The sequence below is a fragment of the Brachybacterium sp. YJGR34 genome (assembly GCF_003347015.1).
GTDB lineage: Bacteria > Actinomycetota > Actinomycetes > Actinomycetales > Dermabacteraceae > Brachybacterium.
Window position 1 is genome coordinate 80483 of the sequence record NZ_PNFB01000004.1, and the last position, 20900, is coordinate 101382.

Genomic DNA, 20900 nt, shown 5'->3' on the forward strand with positions numbered 1-20900 from the left:
AGAGCCGTGTGAAGCTACCAGTCGTCGACGGTGCTCGCAAGAGCGGGCGGGTCGCACTTCTGAGCGGTATGCTCGGCGCATGGATCGTCGACGACAGCACGCGGACCCGGAGCTCGTGCTGCGGGTCGCCCGGGCGCACTACCTCAGGAACCTCTCCCTGGTGCAGATCGCCGAGGAGGAGGGCATCAGCCGCTTCCAGGTGGCGCGTCTGCTCGCCTTCGCTCGGGAGAGCGGCATCGTCGAGGTCCGGGTGCATGACGAGCCCGGCGTGGACCTCGAGCTCGCCGAGGAGCTTGCCGCCGCGCTCGACATCACGCGGTGCGTGGTGGTGGGCCGTTCCCGCGCCCTCGGCATGATGCCGACCCTCGACGCGGTGGCGGGCGCCGTCGCTCGCGAGCTCACGCGGGTGGTGCGGCCGGGGCAACGCCTGGGGCTCACGTGGAGCAGGGTCATCGAGAAGCTCCCGGAGCACCTCAAGGACCTTCCCCCCGGGGAGGTGGTCCAGCTGGCGGGGGCGCTCTCCTTCGATGGGGATCGCCTGGGATCCGTCGAGGTGATCCGCGAGGTCGCCCGTGAATCCGGAGGGACCGCGTACCCGTTCTACGCCCCGCTGTGGGTCGGCGATGCACGGACGGCGGACTCACTCATCGCCCAGCCTGAGATCGCTCGCTGCCTCGAGCTCATCGCGGACCTCGATGTCGCGGTGGTGTCGGTCGGGCACTGGAGCGAGCGCGGCTCGGCGGTCTTCCCACTGGTGCCGCGGGACCTCGCCGCGAGCGTGCAGGACAGCGGGTGCATCGGCGAGGTGAGCGGCCGGCTCCTGGACAGGGAAGGCGTCTCGATCCCCTCAGCACTCGACAGCCAGATCATCGGCATCACAGCAGATCAGCTGCGCGCCGTGCCCGAGCGCCTCGCCACCACCTATGGCGAGTATCGGGCCGAGGCGACCATCGCCGCCGTGCGCGCCGGGTTCGTGAGCGCGCTGGTCCTCGACGAGCCGCAGGCCCGGCGGATCCTCGCGATGCTGTGAGCCGACGGCGGCGCGACCGCCGTGCCGCAGACGTCCGTTGCGTGGGATCGTCCTGCGAGAGCGGGGATGTGTCGCCCCTGGCGCCTCGGGTCCCGCCGGTCGTGTGCGGGCTCGGGGCGCCAGGGGAATGACAGTCGGGCGCGGCGATTCAGGGACTACGGCGTGACGATCGCGAAGTTCTTGTCCCCCGGATCGAGGATGGCGGTGAGCCGGCCCAGCACCGACGCGTCGCCGGTGATCTCCAGGCCCGCCGCGGTGATCGCCTCCGCGGAGCCGGCCGCGAGGGCCGGCAGCGCCTTCTTGGTGCCGGTGATCGTGGCGTCGGCCGCGTGCATCTGGTCGGCGGCGGTGTACGTGAGCACCCCGTTGGCCAGGCGCAGCCGGTAGCGGGCGTGGAGATCCGTGAGCACGATGTCGATGCTGAGCTTCTCGTCCCAGGCCTTCGGGCCGTTCACCTGGATGGCGATGGCGTCGAAGAACATCTCGGGGGTGAGATTGGCGACGACGTCGGGCGCGTTGGTCTCCGTCGGTGTGCCGAACTGGCCGTCGCGGAGCTCCTTGGCGCCGCCGAGGTAGAAGTCGCGCCAGGTGCCGTTCTCCGCGCCGTAGCCGAGCTGCTCGTAGGTGTCGGCGAGCACCTCGCGGGCCGCGGCGTGGTCGGGCTCGGCGAAGACGGCGTGGTTGGCGACCTCCGCGGCCCAGCGGAAGTCCCCCGCGTCGAAGGCCTCGCGGGCGCCGGCGACCAGGGCGTCGACCCCGCCGGCGAGCGTCGCGTAGCGCTTCGCGCGCTCGACCGGGGTGTGCTCCCACAGATGGGCCGGATTGCCGTCGAAGAAGCCGAGATAGCGCTGGTAGATCGCCCGGACGTTGTGGCTCACGGAGCCGTAGTAGCCGCGCGCGTTCCAGGCGTTCTCGAGGGACGGCGGGAGCTGGATCTCCTCGGCGATCTCCGGCCCGGTCAGGCCCTTGTTGAGCAGGCGCAAGGTCTGGTCGTGCAGGTAGGCGTAGAGGTCCCGCTGGTTCTCCAGGAACCCGATCACGCGCTCGTTGCCCCAGGTGGGCCAGTGGTGCGAGGCGAAGACGATCTCGATCTCGTCCCCCCACAGATCGAGGGTCTCGGTGAGGTACCGCGACCAGGCGTGCGGGTCGCGGACCACGGCGCCGCGCAGGGTCAGCAGGTTGTGGAGGTTGTGGGTCGCGTCCTCGGCGGCGCACAGCGCCTTGTGGTCGGGCAGGTAGATGAGCATCTCCGAGGGAGCCTCGCTGCCCGGCGCCATCTGGAAGACGAAGCGGACGCCGTCGATGATCTCCTCGTGGCCCGTCGTGGAGACGGTGTGCGTGGGCGGCACGAAGGACACCTCGCCCACGGAGAGGGTCTGGCCGAGCCCGGCGCCCACACCGCCCTGCGGGCCGCGGTCCAGCGCCGCGCCGTACATGTAGCCCGCACGGCGGTTCATCGCCACGCCCGCGTACACGTTCTCGGAGACGGAGTGCTCCACGAAGCCCTCGGGCGCGTAGATCCTCACCGCGCCGGAGTCGATCTCCTCCTGCGAGACGAAGCCCTTGGCGCCGCCGAAGTGGTCGGCGTGCGAGTGGGTGTAGATGATCGCCTTCACCGGCCGGTTCCCGCGATACTCGCGGTACAGGGCCAGGGCGGCGGCGCCGGTCTCCTTGGACAGCAGGGTGTCGATGACGATCACGCCCTCGTCGCCCTCGATGATCGAGGTGTTGGACAGGTCCATGCCGCGCACCTGGTAGATCCCGGGGGCCACCTCGAACAGTCCGTCGATGGCGGCGAGCTTGGACTGGCGCCACAGGCTCGGGTTCACGGTGTCCGGAGCATCGCCGTCGAGGAAGTCGTAGGTCGAGTTGTCCCAGACCACGGTGCCGTCGGCGTCGGTGACGGCGCTCGGCTCGCGCCGGCCGACGAGGCCGCGGGTCGCGTCCTCGAAATCCTGGGTGTCCGAGAACGGGAGGCTCTCGAGGAGGGCCCGCTGCTGCTGGGCGATGGTGGGAGTTGCTGGCTTCGGAGCGGTCGACATGGCCATATCGTGGCAGACGACACAGAGGTCGACAACACGGGCGCGACCCCACGAGGGCGCGGCCTCGTCCGCGAGTGTGGGCGGGCTCGCCCCCGCCCGGGTCGAACCGCACCGCGGCGAACCGTTACACTGGATGCGACCCCTCGTGCGGTGTCATCTTGCTGAACTCCCCCAGGGCTTGACGGCAGCAAGGGCAGGTGAGCTCTGGCAGGTGCACGAGGGGTCGCTTCATGCCCGGATCCGGCCCGAGGGCGGACGGCACCCGCGATCTGCCGGGGGATGTCCCCACCCCCGTCAGGCGGATCTCCCCGTATCCGTGTCCGCGCCGGCGTTCCTAGGGTGGAGGACGACGCGGAGCACATCCCCGGCCCGCGCATCCCTCCCCAGGAGCGCCCCATGGCACCCGAGACCGTTCCCTCCTCCTCGTCCACCGCCGTGGCCGCCGTGCGCCCCGTGCCCGATCTGCGGCGGATCGTGCTGTTCATGGCCATCGCCCTCGTGGTGGGGACCTCCCTGTCCCTGCCCGTCGCCCTCGGTGCCGTGCCGGAGTCGGCGATCGGCCTGATCGTCCCGCTCGCCCAGCTCTCCCCGCTGCTGGCCGCCTTGGTGGTGCGGCGCCGGGACCAGCCGTGGTGGCGCTCCCTCGCGCTCGGCGTCCCCTCGTGGAAGCTGCTGGGGATCGCCGCGCTCGCCGCGGTCGCGGCGTTCGTGATGGTGCCGCTGGCTCGGGTGCTGATCGGCATCGGTGCCGGGGTCCCGCCGGCCGAGTCGATCCCGGTTCTCTCGCTGGCGCTCGCGATCCCGATGATCGCCGTGATGCAGGGGATCTTCGCGATCGGCGAGGAGGCCGGTTGGCGCGGCTGGTTGCAGACCGAGCTGTCCGGGTTCAGTTTCTGGCCCTCTTCCCTGCTCATCGGCCTGCTCTGGGCGCTGTGGCATGTGCCGATCGTGCTCGCCCTGGGGATCGCGCCGCGGGAGATGGTCACCTATCTGGGCACCATCGTCGCCGTCGCCCCGCTGCTCTCCGCCCTGCGCGAGATCTCCGGCACGGCCTGGGCCGCCGTGATCGGCCACGCCCTGTTCAACAGCGCACGCGTGGCGCTCGAGCAGAACGTGCTGGGGGAGATGGGCCCCGGCACCGCCTGGCTGTTGGACCTCAGCTCCTGGGCGCTGTGGCTGGCGGTGGCCTGGATGGTCCTGCGCAGCGCGGGCGGCCCGCGCGCCCGCACCGCCGCCTGATCGTCGGCCCCGACGCTCGCAGCGGCCCGCGGAACCGACGTTCGGAGGGTACCGACGTGCGCGTGCGGTGCGTACGGTGACCGCAACCGACGTCGAGAGCAGGGGCCGCCATGAGGATCGAGACCGCGCACCGCGTCGCCCACCCGCAGGCGGACGTCCTGGACTGGTACGACCGGCCCGGGGCGCTGATCCGCCTCACCCCGCCCGGCCTCGCCACCGCCGATGACCCCGCGGCGGGCGGCCTGCGCACCGGCCGCCTCGTCGGCGCCCGGATCGGGCCCCCGGCGCTGCCGGACCTGGTGCGCCCGCACTGGATCCTGCGCCACGTCGACGGGGACGGCGCGGGGCGCTTCGTGGACCAGCAGGTGCACGGGCCGTGGAGCTTCTGGCGCCACGAGCACGAGATCGCCGCCGAGGGCGGCGGCACCGTGGTGCACGATCGCATCGATCTCGAGCTGCCCCGCCGCCTCGAGCGGCTGGCCCCGCTCGCCGCCGCCCAGGTGCACCGTCTCCTCGCCTTCCGCCACCGGCAGCTGCGCGACGACCTCGCCTTCCACGCCCGCTGGGCGCACCTGCCGCGGCGCACCATCGCGATCACCGGCTCCTCCGGCATGATCGGCACCCAGCTGGCCGCCCTCCTCGAGACCGGCGGCCACACGGTGCGGCGCATGCTCCGCGAGCAGGAGGTCCGCCCCAGCGAGATCTCCTGGGACCCTCGGGACGGTCACCTCGACCCGGCCGACCTCGAGGGGGTCGACGTGGTCATCAACCTCGCCGGACGCTCGATCGGCACCCGCTGGACCGCCGAGGCCCGCCGGGAGATCCGCTCCTCCCGCGTCGCCGGGACCACGCTCATCGCCCGGACGCTCGCGCGGATGTCCTCGGGGCCCTCTGCCCTGGTCCAGGCCAGCGCGGTGGGACTGTACGGACCGCGCCGGCCGGGCGAGCTGCTCACCGAGGCCGATCCGGGCGGCGAGGGCTTCCTCGCCGATCTGGTGCGGGACTGGGAGGGTGCCGCGCGCTCCGCCGGCGCCGCCGGACTGCGCCTCGCGCACGTGCGCACCGGGATCGTGCTCTCCGACGCCGGCGGCTCGCTGCTGCCCCAGCTGCCGCTCTACCTGGCCGGGATGGGCGGGCGGCTCACCGACGCCGCCGCCATGACCTCCTGGATCACCCTCGACGACATGGTGCGCATCTACGCCCACGCCGCGCTGTCCGCAGACCTGGAGGGGCCGGTCAACGGTGTCGCGCCGCGGCCCGTGAGCGCCGGCGAGTTCGCCCGCACCCTGGGTCGGGTGCTGCACCGGCCCGCGCGGATCCCGGTCCCGGGGATCGGGCCGCGGCTCGTGCTCGGCGCGGAGGCCGCCGACGAGCTGATCCGCACCGACCAGGACGTCTCCGACGCCCGCCTCGCGGCCAGCGGCTTCCGGGCCGCACATGGGGAGCTGGAGGACGGGCTGCGCCACCTGCTGCGGCGGTGACGTCCGGCGGCCGGTGGGGCCGGGCCGGTGCTGTTCGGGGCAGGTCCGGTGGAGTGAGCGGCCTGACCACAGCCAGAATGTGCACAGGTCGGCCTCCGTGAAGGCCTTCGTGTGCACATTCTGGCCGTGATCGCGCGCCGCACCGCCGGGAGCGGGAGCGTCCCGGGCCGGGGTCAGGTGGCGGCGGTCTGCCGCGCGCGCTCCTGGTCGCCCGGCTCCGGCGCGAGCTCCTCCCCGGTCGCCGCGACCTCGGTGGCGTCCCGGGCCTCCTGGGCGTCGCGGGCCTCCTGGGCCTGCTCGGTCTGGATGGCCTGGAAGGAGGTGCGGGCGGTGGCGTCGTAGGCGTCCTGGTCGAGGATCTTCTCGCGCTTGGCGACGATCACGCCCACCAGCGACTGCCCGGTGACGTTCAGCGCCGTGCGGCCCATGTCCAGGATCGGATCGACCGCGAGCAGCAGGCCCACGCCCTCGAGCGGCAGCCCCAGGGTGGACAGGGTCAGGGTGAGCATCACGGTCGCCCCGGTCATGCCGGCCGTCGCGGCCGAGCCCAGCACGGAGACCAGGATGATCAGCAGGTAGTCCGTGATCCCCAGCGGGACGCCGTAGAAGTTCGCCACGAAGATCGCGGCCAGCGACGGGTAGATCGCGGCGCAGCCGTCCATCTTGGTGGTCGCGCCCAGCGGGATCGCGAAGGAGGCGTAGTGGCGCGGCACGCCCATCCGCTCGGTGACCGTCTGGGTCATCGGCATGGTGCCCAGCGAGCTGCGGGAGACGAAGCCCAGCGAGGTCGCGGGCCACACTCCGCGGAAGAAGGAGCGGATCGAGAGCCCGTTGGTCTTCAGCAGCACCGGGTAGACCACCAGGAGCACCAGCAGCAGGCCCACGTAGATGTCGAGGGTGAACACGCCCAGCTGGCCGATCGCCTCCCAGCCGTAGCTGGCCACCGCGTTGCCGAGCAGGCCCACGGTGCCCAGCGGCGCCAGGCGGATGACCCACCACAGCAGCTTCTGGACGATCTCCAGGGCGGAGCCGGTGACCTTGAGGAAGGGCTCGGCCTTCTCGCCCACGGAGAGCACCGCCAGGCCCACGGCGATGGAAATCACGAGGATCTGCAGGGCGTTGAAGCTCAGCGAGACGGAGCCGTCATCGCCCACGTTGCCGGTCAGCCCCAGGAAGTTGGTGGGGACCAGGCCGGTGAGGAAGTCCATCCAGCCGCCCTGGGTGGAGGAGGCCTCGGCGGTCGAGGCGTCCACGCCGGAGCCGATGCCGGGGCTGGTCAGCGTCCCCAGGCCGATGCCGATCATCACCGCGATGAACGAGGTGATGGCGAACCACAGCAGCGTCTTGCCCGCCAGCCGCGCGGCATTGGTGACCCCGCGGAGGTTCGCGATCGAGGTGATGATCGCGAGGAAGATCAGCGGCGGGACCAGTGCCTTCAGCAGGGTCACGAAGACCGTGCCGAGGGTGTCCAGCGCGACCGTCAGGCCGTTGGGGCCGTCGGCGCCGTCCTCGCCGGCGCCGGGGACCGGGCCGATCTGGGCGGCGACCAGGCCCAGCACGATGCCGAGGACGAGTCCGATCAGGACCTGCCAGCCGAAGGGGATGCGGGCGATCGCGCGCAGCGGGTTGCGCCGGCGCGTCGGTGCCGTCTCGTTCTGGGGAGTGGTGGAGGTGCTCACGGCGAACGACCGTACGCCTCGGTCCTCCGGGATTCAACAAAACTTCTATGTGGTCACATTAGCTGTGTTTGGGGGTTCGGGAGATGCGGCAGGCGCTGACCTCGATCAGTGCCCGGAGGCCCCCTCCATCGCGGCGACCTCCGGCAGGGAGCGCAGCACGCAGAAGGGGTTACCCTCGGGGTCGGCCATGACCAGCCAGCCGGATCCGGGCCCGTAGCGGCCGCGGTGGTCGTCCAGCGCCACGGCGCCGTGCTCGAGGAGCCAGGCGATCTCCTCGTCGCGCGTGCGCTCGCGCGGGCGGACATCGAGGTGGATCCGCTTGGCGGGCAGCTCCTCGTCCGGGACCTCCTGGAACAGCAGGGTGTGGCCGGACGCGGGATCGCGGATCATGCAGGCCGCGTGGCCGGGGAGGTTCGGATCCTGCGGATCCATCGCGTAGTCCAGCGCCACCCGCCACCACTCGCTGAGGGCGTAGGCGTCGTGGCAGTCGATTGTGGTGTGGGAGTGGAACACGCTCATCGCGCCAGTGTTCGGTCCCGGGACCGGGAGGGTCAAGGGCGTCGTCGGGTCCGACCTGCGGCCTCCGCCGATCGGCCGAGGCGACCTCGGCGAGAGGGGCCGAACGGCGGATGTGGGAGCCCGGGTCCGCTGGGACGATGGATCCATGCCCGACAGACCCGCCCCCGACGCCGAGGAGAGCACCGTCGGCGCGCAGCGGCCCACGCGCTTCGCGGCCGACGTCGTCTATCGCGGTCGCGCGGAGGACCACGACTATCTGGTCCGCGTCCGCCACCGCCTGCTGGACACCTCCTTTACCGTCGTCCTCGACGGCGTCGAGCACGACCCGAAGGGCGAGGAGGGCGAGCACGAGGCCCCGCCCGCCGACGGGCTGCGGTTCCGTCTCGAGGAGAGCTTCACCGGGCTGCGCTGCACCGTACGCCGGCCGGACGAGGACGGGGAGCTCACCGATGCCGAGGTCCTCGTGGTCCACACCGCCGGCCTGGGCGGGGCGGGAGAGGTGGACGTCCGTCACGGCCTCGAGCGCACGCCCCTGGCTCCGGAGGAGGGGTCCCCGTCGGCCGCCCGCGATGCGCGCCGTCTCGCCCACCCCGTCCGGTCCGCGCTGTTGGCCGCGCTCGCGAGGGCCGCCGGCTTCCTGCTGCCGCTGCTGGGACTCTCGGCGCTGCTGGGCGGTCTGCTCGATCCGGTCCGGGCATGGATCTCCGCGCGCCTGAGCCCGATCCTCGAGGCGATCGGGCGGGTCGTCGATCCAGTCCGGCAGTGGGTCGCCGAGCTGCTGAGGCCGCTGCGTGACCTGCGCGATGCCGTTCTCGCGCCGGTCTTCGAGGTGCTCGAGGCGCTCCTGCAGCCCGTGGTCTCGGTGTGGGATCGCTTCTGGGAGCTGGTGCGCGGCCTGCTGCCGGACCTGGCGGTGAGCGTGCCGGACTGGCTGTTCGAGGTGCTGGTGCCCGCGGTCGTGGTCGCGGTGGTGTTCGTGGCGACCTTCCGTCGGCTGCGACGTCGCGCACGGAGGCTCGACGCGGCACGGCAGGCCGGGGCGAGTGCCGGCGCGTCGGACGACGATGCGGGACGGGCCAGGACTCGCGCCGCGAGTGCCGCAGGGACCGGAGGTCAGGAAGGCCTGGGGGAGGCGGAGGGGCCCTCGCTGCCCCCCTCGTCCTCCGGGCCGTCCTGAGGACGGGGGTCATGAGGGCCCGGGATGAGCGACTGGGTGCCGCTCTCGGCCCGGCGGGCATGGTCGACGCGCTGGGTGCGCCAGACGAACGCGGTCAGCAGGGCGACCACCAGCAGCACGGCCATCGCCCACCAGCGTCGAGCATCGCCGGGGTCGGACGTCGCCATCAGCGCGGCGAAGACGAAGGTCCCCACGAGAAGCGCGGACAGGGCCCGCACTGATGCGATGTTCGCGCGGCGATACGCCGGCTCGGTGCTCAAGTCGTTCGCGCCGAACAGGAGACCGGGCCGGAAGAGCGCGATCGACGGCATCACGATGAAGACGCTGATGAAGAGCCCGCCCAGCATGCCTGCTGCCGTCGCGACCAGGGCACCGAACGCCGCCCCGACCGGCGCCGGAGCGCCCGGCCGCGCAAGACTGTTCTCCCCGAGCACGGCCGCCGTGTGCTCCGCGAAACCGGTCCACACCGGCGGCAGCAGCCCCACCAGCAGGGTCGGGACAGCACACAGAGCCGCGACCACGGGCGGCACGGTGACGCTGCGATAGATCGTGGCCATGACGTTCCCGAGCTCTTCGTCCCGCCGCCACAGGGAGGCCAGCTGCGCCCAGAGCATCGCCGGGACCGGAGCGAACACCGCCACCTCGGTCAGGGTCTCGGTGAGCTCGGGAGCGGGGCGAGCCAGAGCGACGACGAGGACGCACACCAGCGACGTCGTCGCCCCGAGGACCATGAGCACCCGGGAGACCGGGGGGAGGTTGCGGCGTAGGAAACCGTCGGAGGCGCTGGTGACGGTCCGTGGTGGCGCGGGATCCTTGTCCCGGCCGGTGCCTGGATCGACGAACTGCTCGGCGGCCTCGAGAGCTCGGTCCCGCCCTCCTGTGAGACCTCGGCGGACGGCGTGTGTCCGCAGAATCATGAGCGCGGCCGTCAGCGCGAGGATCGCGAGCGTCGCGAGGGAGAGCCCTACGGCCAGCAAGTACGCCAGGTCGAACGCCAGAGGCACGCCGTGTCGGGTACCGCTGCGCACGCGGGGCAGGGCACTGCCGCGGATGCCGTAGTTCCCGGCGATCGTCGGGACGAACCACAGCGCGGCACCCGCTCCACCCAGCAGGATCACCAGCGGAAGTGCATCGAAGGGACGCGTGGCGCGGGTGGCCCGGAGCCAGCTGAGACCGCGCCCCAGTGCGGCCGCGAGCAGCACGAGCTCGAGCGCTGACATGCCGAGGAACAGCAGCGGGTCCCGGCGCTGGACGAGGAAGGCGACGGCGAGCATCCCGGCCAGGGAGAGAACAGTCAGGCCGAGCGTCGCCAGAACTCGCGGCATCGTCGTGCGCGGCGGACGTTCGCGGGCCGGGATCCTCGTCATGGAGGCACATGTTGCCATGGGACAGGCCTGCACCGACTGCTCCTCCCCAGGGCCGCTCGCTCCACAGCGGTGGGGCATGTCGGCGCCCTCGACTAGCCTGTCGGGGTGGCCACCGCTCTGTACCGTCGATACCGTCCCGAGTCCTTCGCCGAGGTGATCGGCCAGGACCACGTCACCACGCCTCTGCGGCGCGCGCTGCGGGCGGGTCGGGTGGGCCATGCCTATCTGTTCTCGGGGCCGCGCGGCTGCGGGAAGACCACCTCCGCGCGGATCCTCGCGCGCTGCCTGAACTGCGCCGAGGGGCCGACGGACTCCCCGTGCGGCCAGTGCGACTCCTGTCGCGACCTGGCGCGCGGCGGCTCCGGCAGCCTCGACGTGGTGGAGATCGACGCCGCGAGCCACGGCGGCGTGGACGATGCCCGCGAGCTGCGCGAGCGCGCCTCCTTCGCCCCGGTCCGCGACCGCTTCAAGGTGTTCATCATCGATGAGGCCCACATGGTCACCTCCGCGGGCTTCAACGCGCTGCTGAAGCTGGTCGAGGAGCCGCCGGATCATGTGAAGTTCGTCTTCGCGACCACCGAACCGGACAAGGTGATCGGCACCATCCGCTCGCGCACCCACCACTACCCCTTCCGGCTGATCCCCCCGCAGGTGCTGGGCCCCTATCTCGAGGAGGTCTGCGCGGCGGAGGGCGTGCAGGTGGGCGAGGGCGTCATGCCCCTGGTGGTGCGCGCCGGCGGCGGGTCCGCCCGCGACTCGATGTCGGTGCTGGACCAGCTGATGGCCGGGGCGGGCGAGGTGGGACTCGACTTCCCGACCGCGATCGCGCTGCTGGGCTTCACCGACACCGCCCTGCTGGACACCGCGATCACCGCGGTCGCCGAGCGCGACGCCGCCGCGCTGTACGGCGCGGTCGAGCACGTGCTGGCCACCGGCCATGAGCCGCGCCGCTTCGTCGAGGACCTGCTGGAGCGGATGCGCGACCTCATCGTGCTCGCCGCCGTCCCCGAGCGCGGGGAGGACCTGCTGCCGCAGATCCCGGCCGACGAGCTCGAGCGCATGCGCGGCCAGGCCGCGCTGTTCGCCCCGGCCGATCTCTCGCAGTGCGGCGACCTCGTCCACGAGACGCTGGCGACGATGAGCGGGGCGACCTCCCCGCGCCTCCACCTCGAGCTGCTCGCCGCGCGCCTGGTGCTGCGGGACGAGCGGGCCGCGCTCGCCGGCGGCGCCGAGGCCCCCGCAGCCGGCCGCCCCGCGGCGGCGCCCGCCGCACAGGCACCGGCGCGGCCGGCCTCCGAGCAGGGTGCCCCGAACGTCTCGGGAGCCCGGGAGGAGGCGCGCCGCATCGCCCAGGAGAAGGTCGAGGCGGCCCGTCAGGCCCGTGGCGGTCGCTCACCGGCGCCGAGCCCGAACACCGCTCCGCCGGGACAGCAGGGGGCGCCGGGCTCCGCACCCCCGGAGTGCCGGACGGCGTCGGTGGCCGATCAGCAGTCCGCGCCCGCAGCGGCCCCGCAGGGCGCTCCCGCCGCGGCGCAGCAGGACCCTCGGGACGGGCAGAGCCCCGCCGCCTGGCCCGCTCCGTCGCAGGAGGTGCCCGCGGCGCCGTCGCAGGGGGCGCCTGCCCCGTCCCAGGGTTCTCCTGGTCCGTCGCAGGGCGAGCCCGCGGCCCCGGAACGGGTGCAGGACGGCCCGGCCGGGTCGCAGCCCGCGGACGCCGAGCGTGCGGCCGCGGTCGCACCGTCGGCTCCCTCATCGCCGCCTGCGGCCCCACCGGCCGACGCCCCCCGGCCCGATGTCCCGCAGGCCGCCCCGCCCACGGCGGCCCCCGCGACCGCCGCGAGCGGCGGACTTCATCCCGACGAGGTGCGCGGCCACTGGTCGGCGATCCTCGACGAGCTCCGCGAGATCCGCCGGCCCAGCCACGCCCTGATCGCCCAGAACGGTCATGTCCACGGCGCCCAGGGATCGACCCTGCTGCTCGGATTCCACACCGAGGGTCTGCTCCGGGCCTTCGAGCGCGGCGGGCACGCCGAGAACGTCGCGGCCGCCGTGCGGCGCATCATGCACCGCGAGGTGACCGTCGAAGCCGTGGTCGGCGAGGACCCCGGTCCCGGTGGCGGACCGCAGGGTCCCGGCAGCGGACCGCAGGGTACCGGGGGAGGGGCACCGGGCTCCGCCGGCGGACCTCAGGAGCCCGCCGGTGGTCCTCAGGGTCCCGGCGACGGTCCTCAGGGACCCGGCGGCGGGGTCCAGAGCCCTGGCGGAGGAATGCAGGGTCCCCGCTCCGCATCGCAGGAGCCCGTCGGGCCGGGCCCGGCGGCACCGCAGCAGTCCGCCCCGTCTGCAGAGGCCGCGCCGGCGCGCACCCCCGTGCCCTGGGGTGACGCTGCCGGGGCACCTGCTCCCCGCGAGGACCCCGCCCCCCGCGAGGACCAGCCGGCGGCGAGCGCCCCGACCACCGCCGAGCCGGCGACCTCCCCGGGGCAGCGGGCGTCCGAGCGGGCCATGGCGGCCGCCGCCCGTGCCGCCCGCGCTCCCCGCGGGGGTGCCCCGGCCGAGCGGGTGGAGGACTTCCCGCCCGAGCCCGACGATCCCTACCCGCCGGACCCCGAGGACTCCTACGTCCCGCCCCAGGACCGCGTCCCGCAGGGTGGTGTGCCGATCCCGCCGCGTGCTGAGGCTCCCGCCGCGGCGCCGGTCCAGGATGCCCCGGCCGCCCCCGAGGGCCAGGGCGGCGCTCGGTGGTCCGACGCCCTCTCTGCTCCCGACGCCGCCTCCGACGTGGCCGTCGGCCCCGCGGCCGCCGGGCCGTCGGCGTCCGGCGCCGAGCCTCTCGAGGTCGACGACGAGGGCCGTGACAGCCTGCCGCCCGAGGAGCCGCGCACCTTCGGGCAGAACGCGCTGAAGCGGGCGATCGCCGAGGGCCGCGTGGTCCGCTCCCGGCCCGCCGCGCCGGCCGGCCCGGAGCAGGACGCTCCGCCGCAGGCCGCGGCACCGGCCCATGCCGCTCCGGCGTCCGAGCCCGTCCCGTCCGAGGCCCCGGCCTCCGAGGCCCCGGCCCCCGCGGCGTCGGCACCCTCCGACGGGACCGCGCCCGGGACGGCCCCCTCGGCGTCCGAGCGCGCCGCGGCCTCCTGGGGATCGGCCGCCTCGATCACGAGCGGCGGCGGGGCCTCTGCGGCCACAGCCTCCTCGGCCCCCGCGCCGTCGTCGGTCGAGGGGGACGGCCCGGCCCCGCGCAGCGGAGCGGCCATGGTGCGCGAGGCCGCGCAGGCCTCCCGCGCCGCCGGCCTGCGCGGACGGGGGACGGCGGCCTCGGAGGTGATGGCCCCCGGCACGGACCTCGACCCCACCGGCGGCGCCACCCGCGACGACGAGGATGCGGTGGTCGCCAACCGCAACGGTCGGGAGGTCGTCGAGAAGCTGCTGGGCGGGAAGGTCCTCGAGGTCATCGACGAGACCCATCGCTGATCCCGCGCGGCCGCGGTGAGGTTCCGCCGGGTGCGGATCCTCGCTCGTGCCTCAGCGGGGCTCGAGCAGGCTGAACAGGTCCGTGCGCACGGTCGCCGGATTGACGTCCGGCGCGGGCGGGGTCACGTAGAACTCCCAGAAGGGGTAGGTCATCTGCTCCGCCGACTCGCCGATCTCCTCGGTGAACGACCCCCAGCTCTCGGCGAGCCCGCCGTACCCGCCCACGTGGCTCACCCAGGCCACCCGGCCGCCCGGCAGCATCGAGCCGGTCACGTCGTACCCGCTGGGGAGCGTGAGCGTCGAGGTCAGCGGCGCATCCACCGGGAAGCCCACCTCGACGTCCGCGGTGGAGACCGGGGCGCGGTGATGCAGGGCGAAGGCCGGTCCGATCGGGCGGATCCCCAGCTCGTCCAGCGCGGCGGCGAGATGCGAGAAGGTGCCGTCCATCAGCGAGGGCATCTCGTACATCGGGAAGTCGCGCTGGATGACCACCGCGGTGGGCACCTCAGGTGCCGTGGTCACGCGGCAGGAGGTGGCGGGCTCGGCGGCACCGTACGGCGGAGGCATCGACGACATCGGCGGATCCTGTTCGCACTCGAGAAGGGGTCGTGCCGGGTCGCAGCGGCCCGTGCACGACGGTACTCCGACTCGCTGAGTCCTGCCCAGCGCGGCGCCTCAGGCCTCCCGGTGGGAGCGGCTCACCCCGGCGACGTCCAGGGCCAGCTCGCAGAACATGGAGTTCGACCAGGAGAACCACTCGCGGGTGAAGATCTCCGGATCGTCGATGTGAACACCCTCGTGCATCATCCCGGTGCCGCCGTCCGTGCGGATCAGCTGCTCGAGGATGCGCAGCTGCTCCGGGCGCTCCGCCCCGGTGAGCCCCTCGACGCACTTCGCGATCGGCCACACGTGGTCCGTCGGCGTGTGCGGGGAGCCCACTCCCTCCAGGTGCCGGCCCGCGTAGAAGTAGGGGTTCGCGTGCGAGAGCACCGCGGCGCGGGTGGCGAGGTAGAGGGGGTCCTCGGCGTCGACGCAGTCCAGGTACGGCAGGGCCAGCAGGCTGGGCACGTTCGCGTCGTCGAGGAAGACGTGCTCGCCGCGGCCGTCGATCTCGTACGCCCAGATCCGCTCGCCGTGCGGGCCCTCGACCGTGCCGTGCTCCGTCAGCGCCGCCCGGATCTCGGTGGAGAGCCGGCGCGCCTCCGCGGCGTCCTCCGGCTCCTGCACGACCTCCTCGAGCAGCTCGGCCAGGCGCTCCAGAGCGAGCGCCAGGAAGTGGTTGCCGGGGATGTTGTAGCCCAGCTCGCAGGCATCGTCGGAAGGACGGAAGCCCGCCCACACCAGGCCGTTCGGCGTGGTGAGGGAGCCACGCCCCTCGCGGCCCAGGGTGTCCTGGTCGCTCGCCCCGGGACGGCGGAAGCGGTAGGGCGAGCGCTCCTCGTGGTGCTGCTCGGCGGCGACGGTGCGCAGGATCTCCCGGGCGGCGGGCACGAAGCGGTCGTCGGCCCAGGAGGTGTCCCCGGTGGCCTTCCAGACCCGCCAGGCCAGGTCCGGGCCGTAGGACAGGGAGTCCAGCTCGAACTTCCGCTCCCAGGCCCAGGGGTTCTCGCGGTCGGTCTCGTCGGACTCCCAGTGCGAGGAGGAGGGGGAGCGGTTGAAGGCGTTGGCGTACGGGTCGATGACGATGTACTGCCAGTGGCGGCGCAGCAGCCCGCTCAGCAGGGCGACCAGCTGCCCGCGGTCCTCCGGCGCGCCGACGCCCGCGACGACCAGGCGCAGCAGCGGGGTCAGCTGCGCCGCGGAGTCGCGCAGCCACATCGCCGGGATGTCGCCGGTGATCACGAAGGTGGTCCCGTCCTCCTCGACGCTGACGGTGGTCTCCGCAGTGTTGCGCAGGTAGCTGATCACGCGCCGCGCGATCTCCTCCGCCAGGGCGGGCTCCGCGGCAGCGGTGGCGAGGCCGTCGAGGAGGCGCTCGTGGACGTCGTCGAGCAGGGCGCCGGGAAGCTGGACCATCGTTCTCCTGGGTGAGGGGACGTGCGTGGCGCCCCAGCGTAGCCGGGAGAGCCAGCGGGGATGGAGCGTTTCAGGTGCTGGGCGCCCCGCGGCCAGGGGACCGGGGGCGGTTGGCTCACAGCGGCGGGCGGTCAGGAGGCGCCTGTCGGGGCGGGGAACTAGAGTCGAGGACGTGTACGAAGGCATCGTCCAGGACCTCATCGACGAGCTCGGCAGGCTGCCGGGCATCGGCCCCAAGTCGGCGCAGCGGATCGCATTCCATCTGCTGGACGCCGACGACGCCGCCGTGCGCCGGCTCGCCGAGGTCCTGATCCAGGTCAAGGACACGGTGCGCTTCTGCGAGGAGTGCGGCAACGTCTCCGCCGAGGAACGCTGCGGGATCTGCTCCGACCCGCGCCGCAGCGACGAGATCATCTGCGTGGTCGAGGAGTCCAAGGACATCGTCGCGATCGAGAAGATCCGCGAGTTCCGCGGCCGCTACCACGTGCTCGGCGGCGCGATCGATCCGATCGGCGGCGTGGGCCCCAACGACCTTCGGATCACGCAGCTGATGAGCCGCCTGGGCTCGGGGGAGACCCAGGAGGTCATCCTGGCGCTCGACCCGAACATCGAGGGTGAGGCCACCTCCGCGTACCTCTCGCGTCTGCTGGGCCCGCTCGAGCTGACCGTCACCCGCCTCGCCTCCGGGCTCCCGGTGGGCGGCGACCTCGACTACGCCGACGAGCTGACACTGGGCCGCGCCTTCCTCGGCCGCCGCTCCCTGTGAGGCGCAGGATCCGATGACCTCCCTCTCCGCCCGCCCGCTGCCGCCGCTGACGGACCTGCCACCGCCGCCCCGGCTGCCGGAGGAGGAGACGAACCTGGTGCCGCCGGGGGAGATCATCGCCGAGTCGCGGCGTGCGATCACCCGCCGTCTGCTGCGACGCTCCTGGGCGCCGGGACTGGTGCTGCTGGGTCTGTGGTACCTGCTGCTGGGGCTGTACGTGCTCGGCTCCTCGCCGGCGTTCTGGCTCTTCTCGCTGCTGGCCTCGCTGAGCGATCCGGTGTTCTTGCGCTCGGCGATGATCGACCTGGGCTTCACCGGCACCGGCCTGTGGCTGGCGGCGCTGCTGGTCCCGCTGGTCGCGACGCTCCTCAGCCTGGCCCTGCTGCCGCTGGCGACCTCCGCGATCGCCGGGCTGCAGCCGCGCCGCTTCCTCACCGAGCGCGCGTTCCAGCAGGAGGTCTCCACCCGCCTGGCGGCCGTGCTGATGGTGCCGCCGGTGCTGGTCACCCTGCTCCTTCCGGTCACGGTGGTGCTCGGCGCGCCGCAGCCGTGGTCGGGGCTCGGCGCGGGAGGACTGTCGATGTGGAGCCTCGGGATCGGCGCCCTGCTGCTGGGCGGGTCCCTGGTGCGGCGGACGCTTCCGGCTCCGGCGCTGCTGGACATCACTCCCGTCGCCGAGCTCGAGACTTCCGCCCAGCTGGAGCGCGACCTCGAGCGCCGGCACCGGTACGCCCGGCAGGTCCGTGCCCAGGACCGGCGCCACCTCCCGCCGAGCCCGGGCACGGAGGCGGCGACCGCGGCGATCACGCCGCGCGGCGCCCTGACGGCGCTCGCGCACGTCGGGCGCAGGAGCCTGACCTGGGTGGTGCCGAGCGCGGCGGGGCTGGGCTGGATCATCTTCGGGATCACCGACATCGCGGCCGTGATCGCGGGCCTCAGCACCGCGAACCTCGCCGGGGTCTCCGGCTCCGCGCTGCGCGGGCCGCAGCTGGTGGTGCTCGCGCCGGTGCTCGCGCTCGTCGCCCTCGGCGTGGCCCTCGCCCCCGCGCTCGCGGTGCACGTCGCCGACGGACACAGCGGGCGGATCACGGACCAGCGCACCGTCGCCTCCTGGGCGCAGCGCGCCCGGACGAACCCCTGGGAGGCCCGCGCCGTGGGCCTGTCCGCCTGGTGCAGCGCCGCCGCCGGGCTCGCGGGCGTGCTGGTGCTCATGGTGCTCTACCCGCTGCTGGGAATCTCGACCCCGATGACCTGGACCTGGCTGGTGCTGGGCGCGCTGGTCCTGGTCCCGCTGCTGGGCGCGGCGACGCATCGCGCCCTGCGGGACGGTCTGCGGGACGTGCTCTACGGGCCGGCCGGCGACTACATGCGTCGGGAGGCGTCGTACGCCCTGGTCGCGCCGGATATCGGCACTCGCGCGGAGCGCGGACGGGACCCGGCGGTCCGGGCCGCCCTGCGCCGGCGCCTGGCCGAGGAGGGCGGGGACCCGGCCCTGGCGATCCTCGACATCGACCAGGCCGGGGAACGGCTCTGGGTGGACGACGAGGAGCCCGGCGCGCGGGACACCGCGGTGCGCGAGGCGGACCTCGCCCAGGGGATCCTGCCGGACTTCGGCGCGGAGGGCTCGCCCGCCACGGGCGGCGGCCGCAGCGCCGGCGGGGTGGGTCACGAGATCCCCGAGCAGCTGGGTGGGCCGCGGGAGGCCTGAGGCCCCGGCCGGAGGGAGGAACGGCCCCCGCCGCCGGGCCCGGTGTCCGCCGTCGGGGCGGGCACCCGCCGCCGGGCCCGGTGTCCACCGCCGGGCAGCCGCCCCGGCCACCGGCTCAGGCGATCCGCGAGCCGGCTCCAAGGCGCGTGATCGGCACGGCGAGCCGCCATGTCGCCACCGCCAGTGCGAGGCCCCCGGCGGCCATCCACAGGGTCAGGCCCATCGGCCACAGGGGACGGTTGGGAGGCTCCCCGAGATGCGCGGGATAGCCGTCCATGTCCGGGCCGCAGGAGTTGAACTGGGCGGGATGAGCGATCGTGGCGGCGCCGCGCATGCCCGTCTTCAGCATCCGGAGGGCGTCGGCGTTCTCGTCCTCGGACTGTTCCCAGTAGTTCTGCGCCAGCGGCGGGGCGGCCTCCGCGAGCAGCACCACCGGATTGCCCCACAGCAGCGGCAGGGAGAGGTCCACCCGGGGCACCTCCCGCGTCTCGGTCTCCGCCACGCAGGTATCCGGCATCGCGCTGTCCGTCTGCTCGGTGTAGGACGGGTGATAGGCGGTGACCTCCCGCTCCTGGATCAGGAAGAAGGAGGAGGCGCCCCAGGCGATGGGCAGCACCACCGCCACACCGATGACGACCACGTAGGCGAGCACCACCGAGCCCAGCTGACGCGCGGTCACGGCCGAGAGCCCCAGCCCGATCGCGGTGACGCACACGGTCAGCACCACGATCACGGCCACCACGCGCAGGAAGTACAGCGGTCCGATCCCGCCCAGCAGCGCGATCGGCACCACCGAGGGCAGCGCCAGGAGCAGAAAGGCCAGGCCGGTCAGGACCCCCGCCAGCAGCTTCCCCAGCACGATCTCCAGCGGGCTGAGCAGGCTGGCCTGCAGGGTGGCGAGGGTGCCCGCGGTGCGGTCGCCGTTGATCGACCCGGCGGACAGCGCCGGCACCACCAGCAGCATCGCGAAGGCCACCAGGATGATCTGCAGGCTGAACACCACGGCCGCGACCGGCTGGATCTCCTCCCACTGCGCGCTGTACAGGGTGGGTGCCAGGCCCAGCACGCCGATGCCCAGCAGCACCAGCGTCCACACCCCGAGCGCGACGTACCAGCGCACCGAGCGGATCCGCTGGCGCAGCTCGAGGGAGGCGACCAGCCACAGCCCCGCCGGCCGCAGCGAGAGCGTGCCGTTCAGCGGCCGCCTCCGACCGCCCGAGGGCGGGGGCGGGCCGAGAGCGGACCGGGTGGGCTCGGAGACGGCCGGTGCGGTGTTCATCAGCGGGCTCCTTCGCGCCGGGCGGCGGCCGAGGACAGGTACGCGGCCTCGAGCCGACCGGTGGCCGGGCCGAAGGTCACCACCTGGGCGTCGGCGGAGGTCAGGTCCGCCAGCAGGCGGGCGGCGGTGGTCTCGTCCGGCAGCGGCACGTACGCCTCGGCGTGGCCGGAGAGGGTCTGCTCGGGGCCGGCGACCCCGCCGTGGCGGACACCCAGCCTCTGCAGGCCCTCGAGCAGCGCGGCGGGATCCAGGGACTGGATGCGCCAGGGGCGGGGCCGCTCGGCGAGGGCGCGGAGGCTGCTGGCGTCGGTCACCTGACCGGCGTCCATGAACACCACGTGATCGGCCATCTCCTCGAGCTCGGTGAGGATGTGGCTCGAGACCAGGACGGTCGCCCCGTCGGCCGCCCGTTCCCGCACCACCCGCAGCAGCCGCCGCCGCGAGGCGGGGTCCAGCCCGGAGGCCGGCTCGTCCAGGATCAGCACCGACGGGTCGTGGATCAGCGCCCGGGCCAGGCCCAGGCGCTGCTTCTGGCCCCGGGAGAGGACGTGCGCGCGCTGGTCGGCGAGGGAGTCCAGGTCCAGCAGGTGCAGCAGCGACTCGATGCGCCCGCGCAGCTGCTGCGGCGGCACGAAGTACGCCCGTCCCATCACCTCGAGCACCTCGGCGACGCGCAGCGAGTCCCAGGCCCCGAACTGGTCCGGCATCCAGCCCACCCGGGCGCGGACGGCGGGGGAGTCGGCGGAGGGATCGATGCCGTCGATCAGCACCCGCCCGGCATCCGGGGCCAGGAGGGAGGCGAGCATCAGCATCAGCGTGGACTTGCCGCAGCCGTTGGGCCCCACCAGCGCCGTCACCGCCCCGCGCGGCACCGTGACGCTGAGGTCGCGCACCGCGTGCACGGGACCGAAGGACCGGCTGACGTGCTCGGCGACGATCCCCGGGGCGGTGCCGATGCCGGGCGCCGTGGGGACGGGCGGCGGGGGCCCCTCGCTCCACAGGTCGCCCGGCGGGGGATCGTCCGTGCCGTAGGCGTACCCGCCGCCGTCCACCGACCCCTGAACCCTCTGCTCCCGGCCCCCGGCCGCGGATGTGCTCTGCGTCATGTGGCCACGGTGTCACGGGT

The 20900-nt window shown here is 73.7% G+C and carries 15 protein-coding genes and 1 other RNA gene; 8 read left to right on the forward strand and 8 right to left on the reverse strand.

All coding sequences use genetic code 11. The annotated features are described in order from the left end of the window. Positions 1–79: 79 nt before the first annotated feature. Entirely contained in the window at positions 80–1030 is a 951-nt protein-coding gene (locus CXH06_RS05475) for a sugar-binding transcriptional regulator (RefSeq protein WP_114854153.1), read from the forward strand. Positions 1031–1185: 155 nt separating this feature from the next. Here the strand turns inward: CXH06_RS05475 and CXH06_RS05480 are convergent, their stop codons facing one another. Beyond that, positions 1186–3072: an alkyl/aryl-sulfatase gene (locus CXH06_RS05480; RefSeq protein WP_114854154.1), complete on the reverse strand. Its 1887-nt coding sequence runs from the start codon at positions 3070–3072 to the stop codon at positions 1186–1188. 134 nt (positions 3073–3206) lie between these two features. Here CXH06_RS05480 and ffs point away from each other — a divergent pair. From ffs to CXH06_RS05495, 3 genes are all read left to right on the forward strand, one after another. Further along, an RNA gene (gene ffs / locus CXH06_RS05485) (signal recognition particle sRNA small type) lies at positions 3207–3303 on the forward strand. Between the two features lie 165 nt (positions 3304–3468). Further along, a complete protein-coding gene (locus tag CXH06_RS05490) occupies positions 3469–4311 on the forward strand; it encodes a CPBP family intramembrane glutamic endopeptidase (protein WP_114854155.1) in 843 nt (280 codons plus the stop codon). Between the two features lie 110 nt (positions 4312–4421). After that, positions 4422–5792 (forward strand): TIGR01777 family oxidoreductase, encoded by a 1371-nt coding sequence (locus CXH06_RS05495; protein ID WP_114854156.1) that lies wholly within the window; start codon positions 4422–4424, stop codon positions 5790–5792. A gap of 173 nt (positions 5793–5965) precedes the next feature. Here the strand turns inward: CXH06_RS05495 and CXH06_RS05500 are convergent, their stop codons facing one another. After that, entirely contained in the window at positions 5966–7471 is a 1506-nt protein-coding gene (locus CXH06_RS05500; RefSeq protein WP_114854157.1) for a dicarboxylate/amino acid:cation symporter, read from the reverse strand. Positions 7472–7576: 105 nt separating this feature from the next. Continuing rightward, entirely contained in the window at positions 7577–7990 is a 414-nt protein-coding gene (locus CXH06_RS05505; protein ID WP_114854158.1) for a VOC family protein, read from the reverse strand. Between the two features lie 145 nt (positions 7991–8135). Between CXH06_RS05505 and CXH06_RS05510 the strand changes: the two genes are divergently transcribed. Continuing rightward, positions 8136–9167, forward strand: coding sequence for a hypothetical protein (locus CXH06_RS05510; RefSeq protein WP_114854159.1), 1032 nt, complete (start codon positions 8136–8138; stop codon positions 9165–9167). Here the strand turns inward: CXH06_RS05510 and CXH06_RS05515 are convergent. Beyond that, complete coding sequence (locus CXH06_RS05515; RefSeq protein WP_157975618.1) at positions 9104–10534, reverse strand: hypothetical protein; 1431 nt, start codon at positions 10532–10534, stop codon at positions 9104–9106. The two genes, CXH06_RS05510 and CXH06_RS05515, sit on opposite strands and share 64 nt — an antisense overlap. 105 nt (positions 10535–10639) lie before the next feature. Here CXH06_RS05515 and CXH06_RS05520 point away from each other — a divergent pair, with 105 nt between their 5' ends. Next, positions 10640–14005: a DNA polymerase III subunit gamma and tau gene (locus CXH06_RS05520; RefSeq protein WP_114854161.1), complete on the forward strand. Its 3366-nt coding sequence runs from the start codon at positions 10640–10642 to the stop codon at positions 14003–14005. A gap of 51 nt (positions 14006–14056) precedes the next feature. On the opposite strand, the gene CXH06_RS05525 is transcribed toward CXH06_RS05520, so the two are convergent. Both CXH06_RS05525 and CXH06_RS05530 read right to left on the reverse strand, forming a co-directional pair. Beyond that, positions 14057–14581 carry a transcriptional regulator gene (locus CXH06_RS05525; protein WP_114854162.1) on the reverse strand — a complete coding sequence of 175 codons (525 nt, stop codon included), beginning with the start codon at positions 14579–14581 and terminating at the stop codon, positions 14057–14059. Positions 14582–14680: 99 nt separating this feature from the next. Next, positions 14681–16021 (reverse strand): glycoside hydrolase family 125 protein, encoded by a 1341-nt coding sequence (locus tag CXH06_RS05530; RefSeq protein ID WP_114854163.1) that lies wholly within the window; start codon positions 16019–16021, stop codon positions 14681–14683. Between the two features lie 172 nt (positions 16022–16193). On the opposite strand from CXH06_RS05530, the gene recR reads away from it, so the two are divergent. Next, entirely contained in the window at positions 16194–16787 is a 594-nt protein-coding gene (gene recR, locus CXH06_RS05535; RefSeq protein WP_114854164.1) for a recombination mediator RecR, read from the forward strand. Positions 16788–16800: 13 nt separating this feature from the next. Beyond that, entirely contained in the window at positions 16801–18495 is a 1695-nt protein-coding gene (locus CXH06_RS05540; RefSeq protein ID WP_114854165.1) for a hypothetical protein, read from the forward strand. Positions 18496–18610: 115 nt separating this feature from the next. Here CXH06_RS05540 and CXH06_RS05545 read toward each other — a convergent pair whose 3' ends face one another. Together CXH06_RS05545 and CXH06_RS05550 are read right to left on the reverse strand one after the other, a co-directional pair. After that, positions 18611–19774, reverse strand: coding sequence for an ABC transporter permease (locus CXH06_RS05545; RefSeq protein WP_114854166.1), 1164 nt, complete (start codon positions 19772–19774; stop codon positions 18611–18613). Beyond that, on the reverse strand, positions 19774–20880 hold the full coding sequence (locus CXH06_RS05550; RefSeq protein ID WP_114854167.1) for an ABC transporter ATP-binding protein: 1107 nt from the start codon (positions 20878–20880) through the stop codon (positions 19774–19776). Before CXH06_RS05550 ends, CXH06_RS05545 begins: the two co-directional genes overlap by 1 nt. Between the last annotated feature and the right edge of the window lie 20 nt (positions 20881–20900).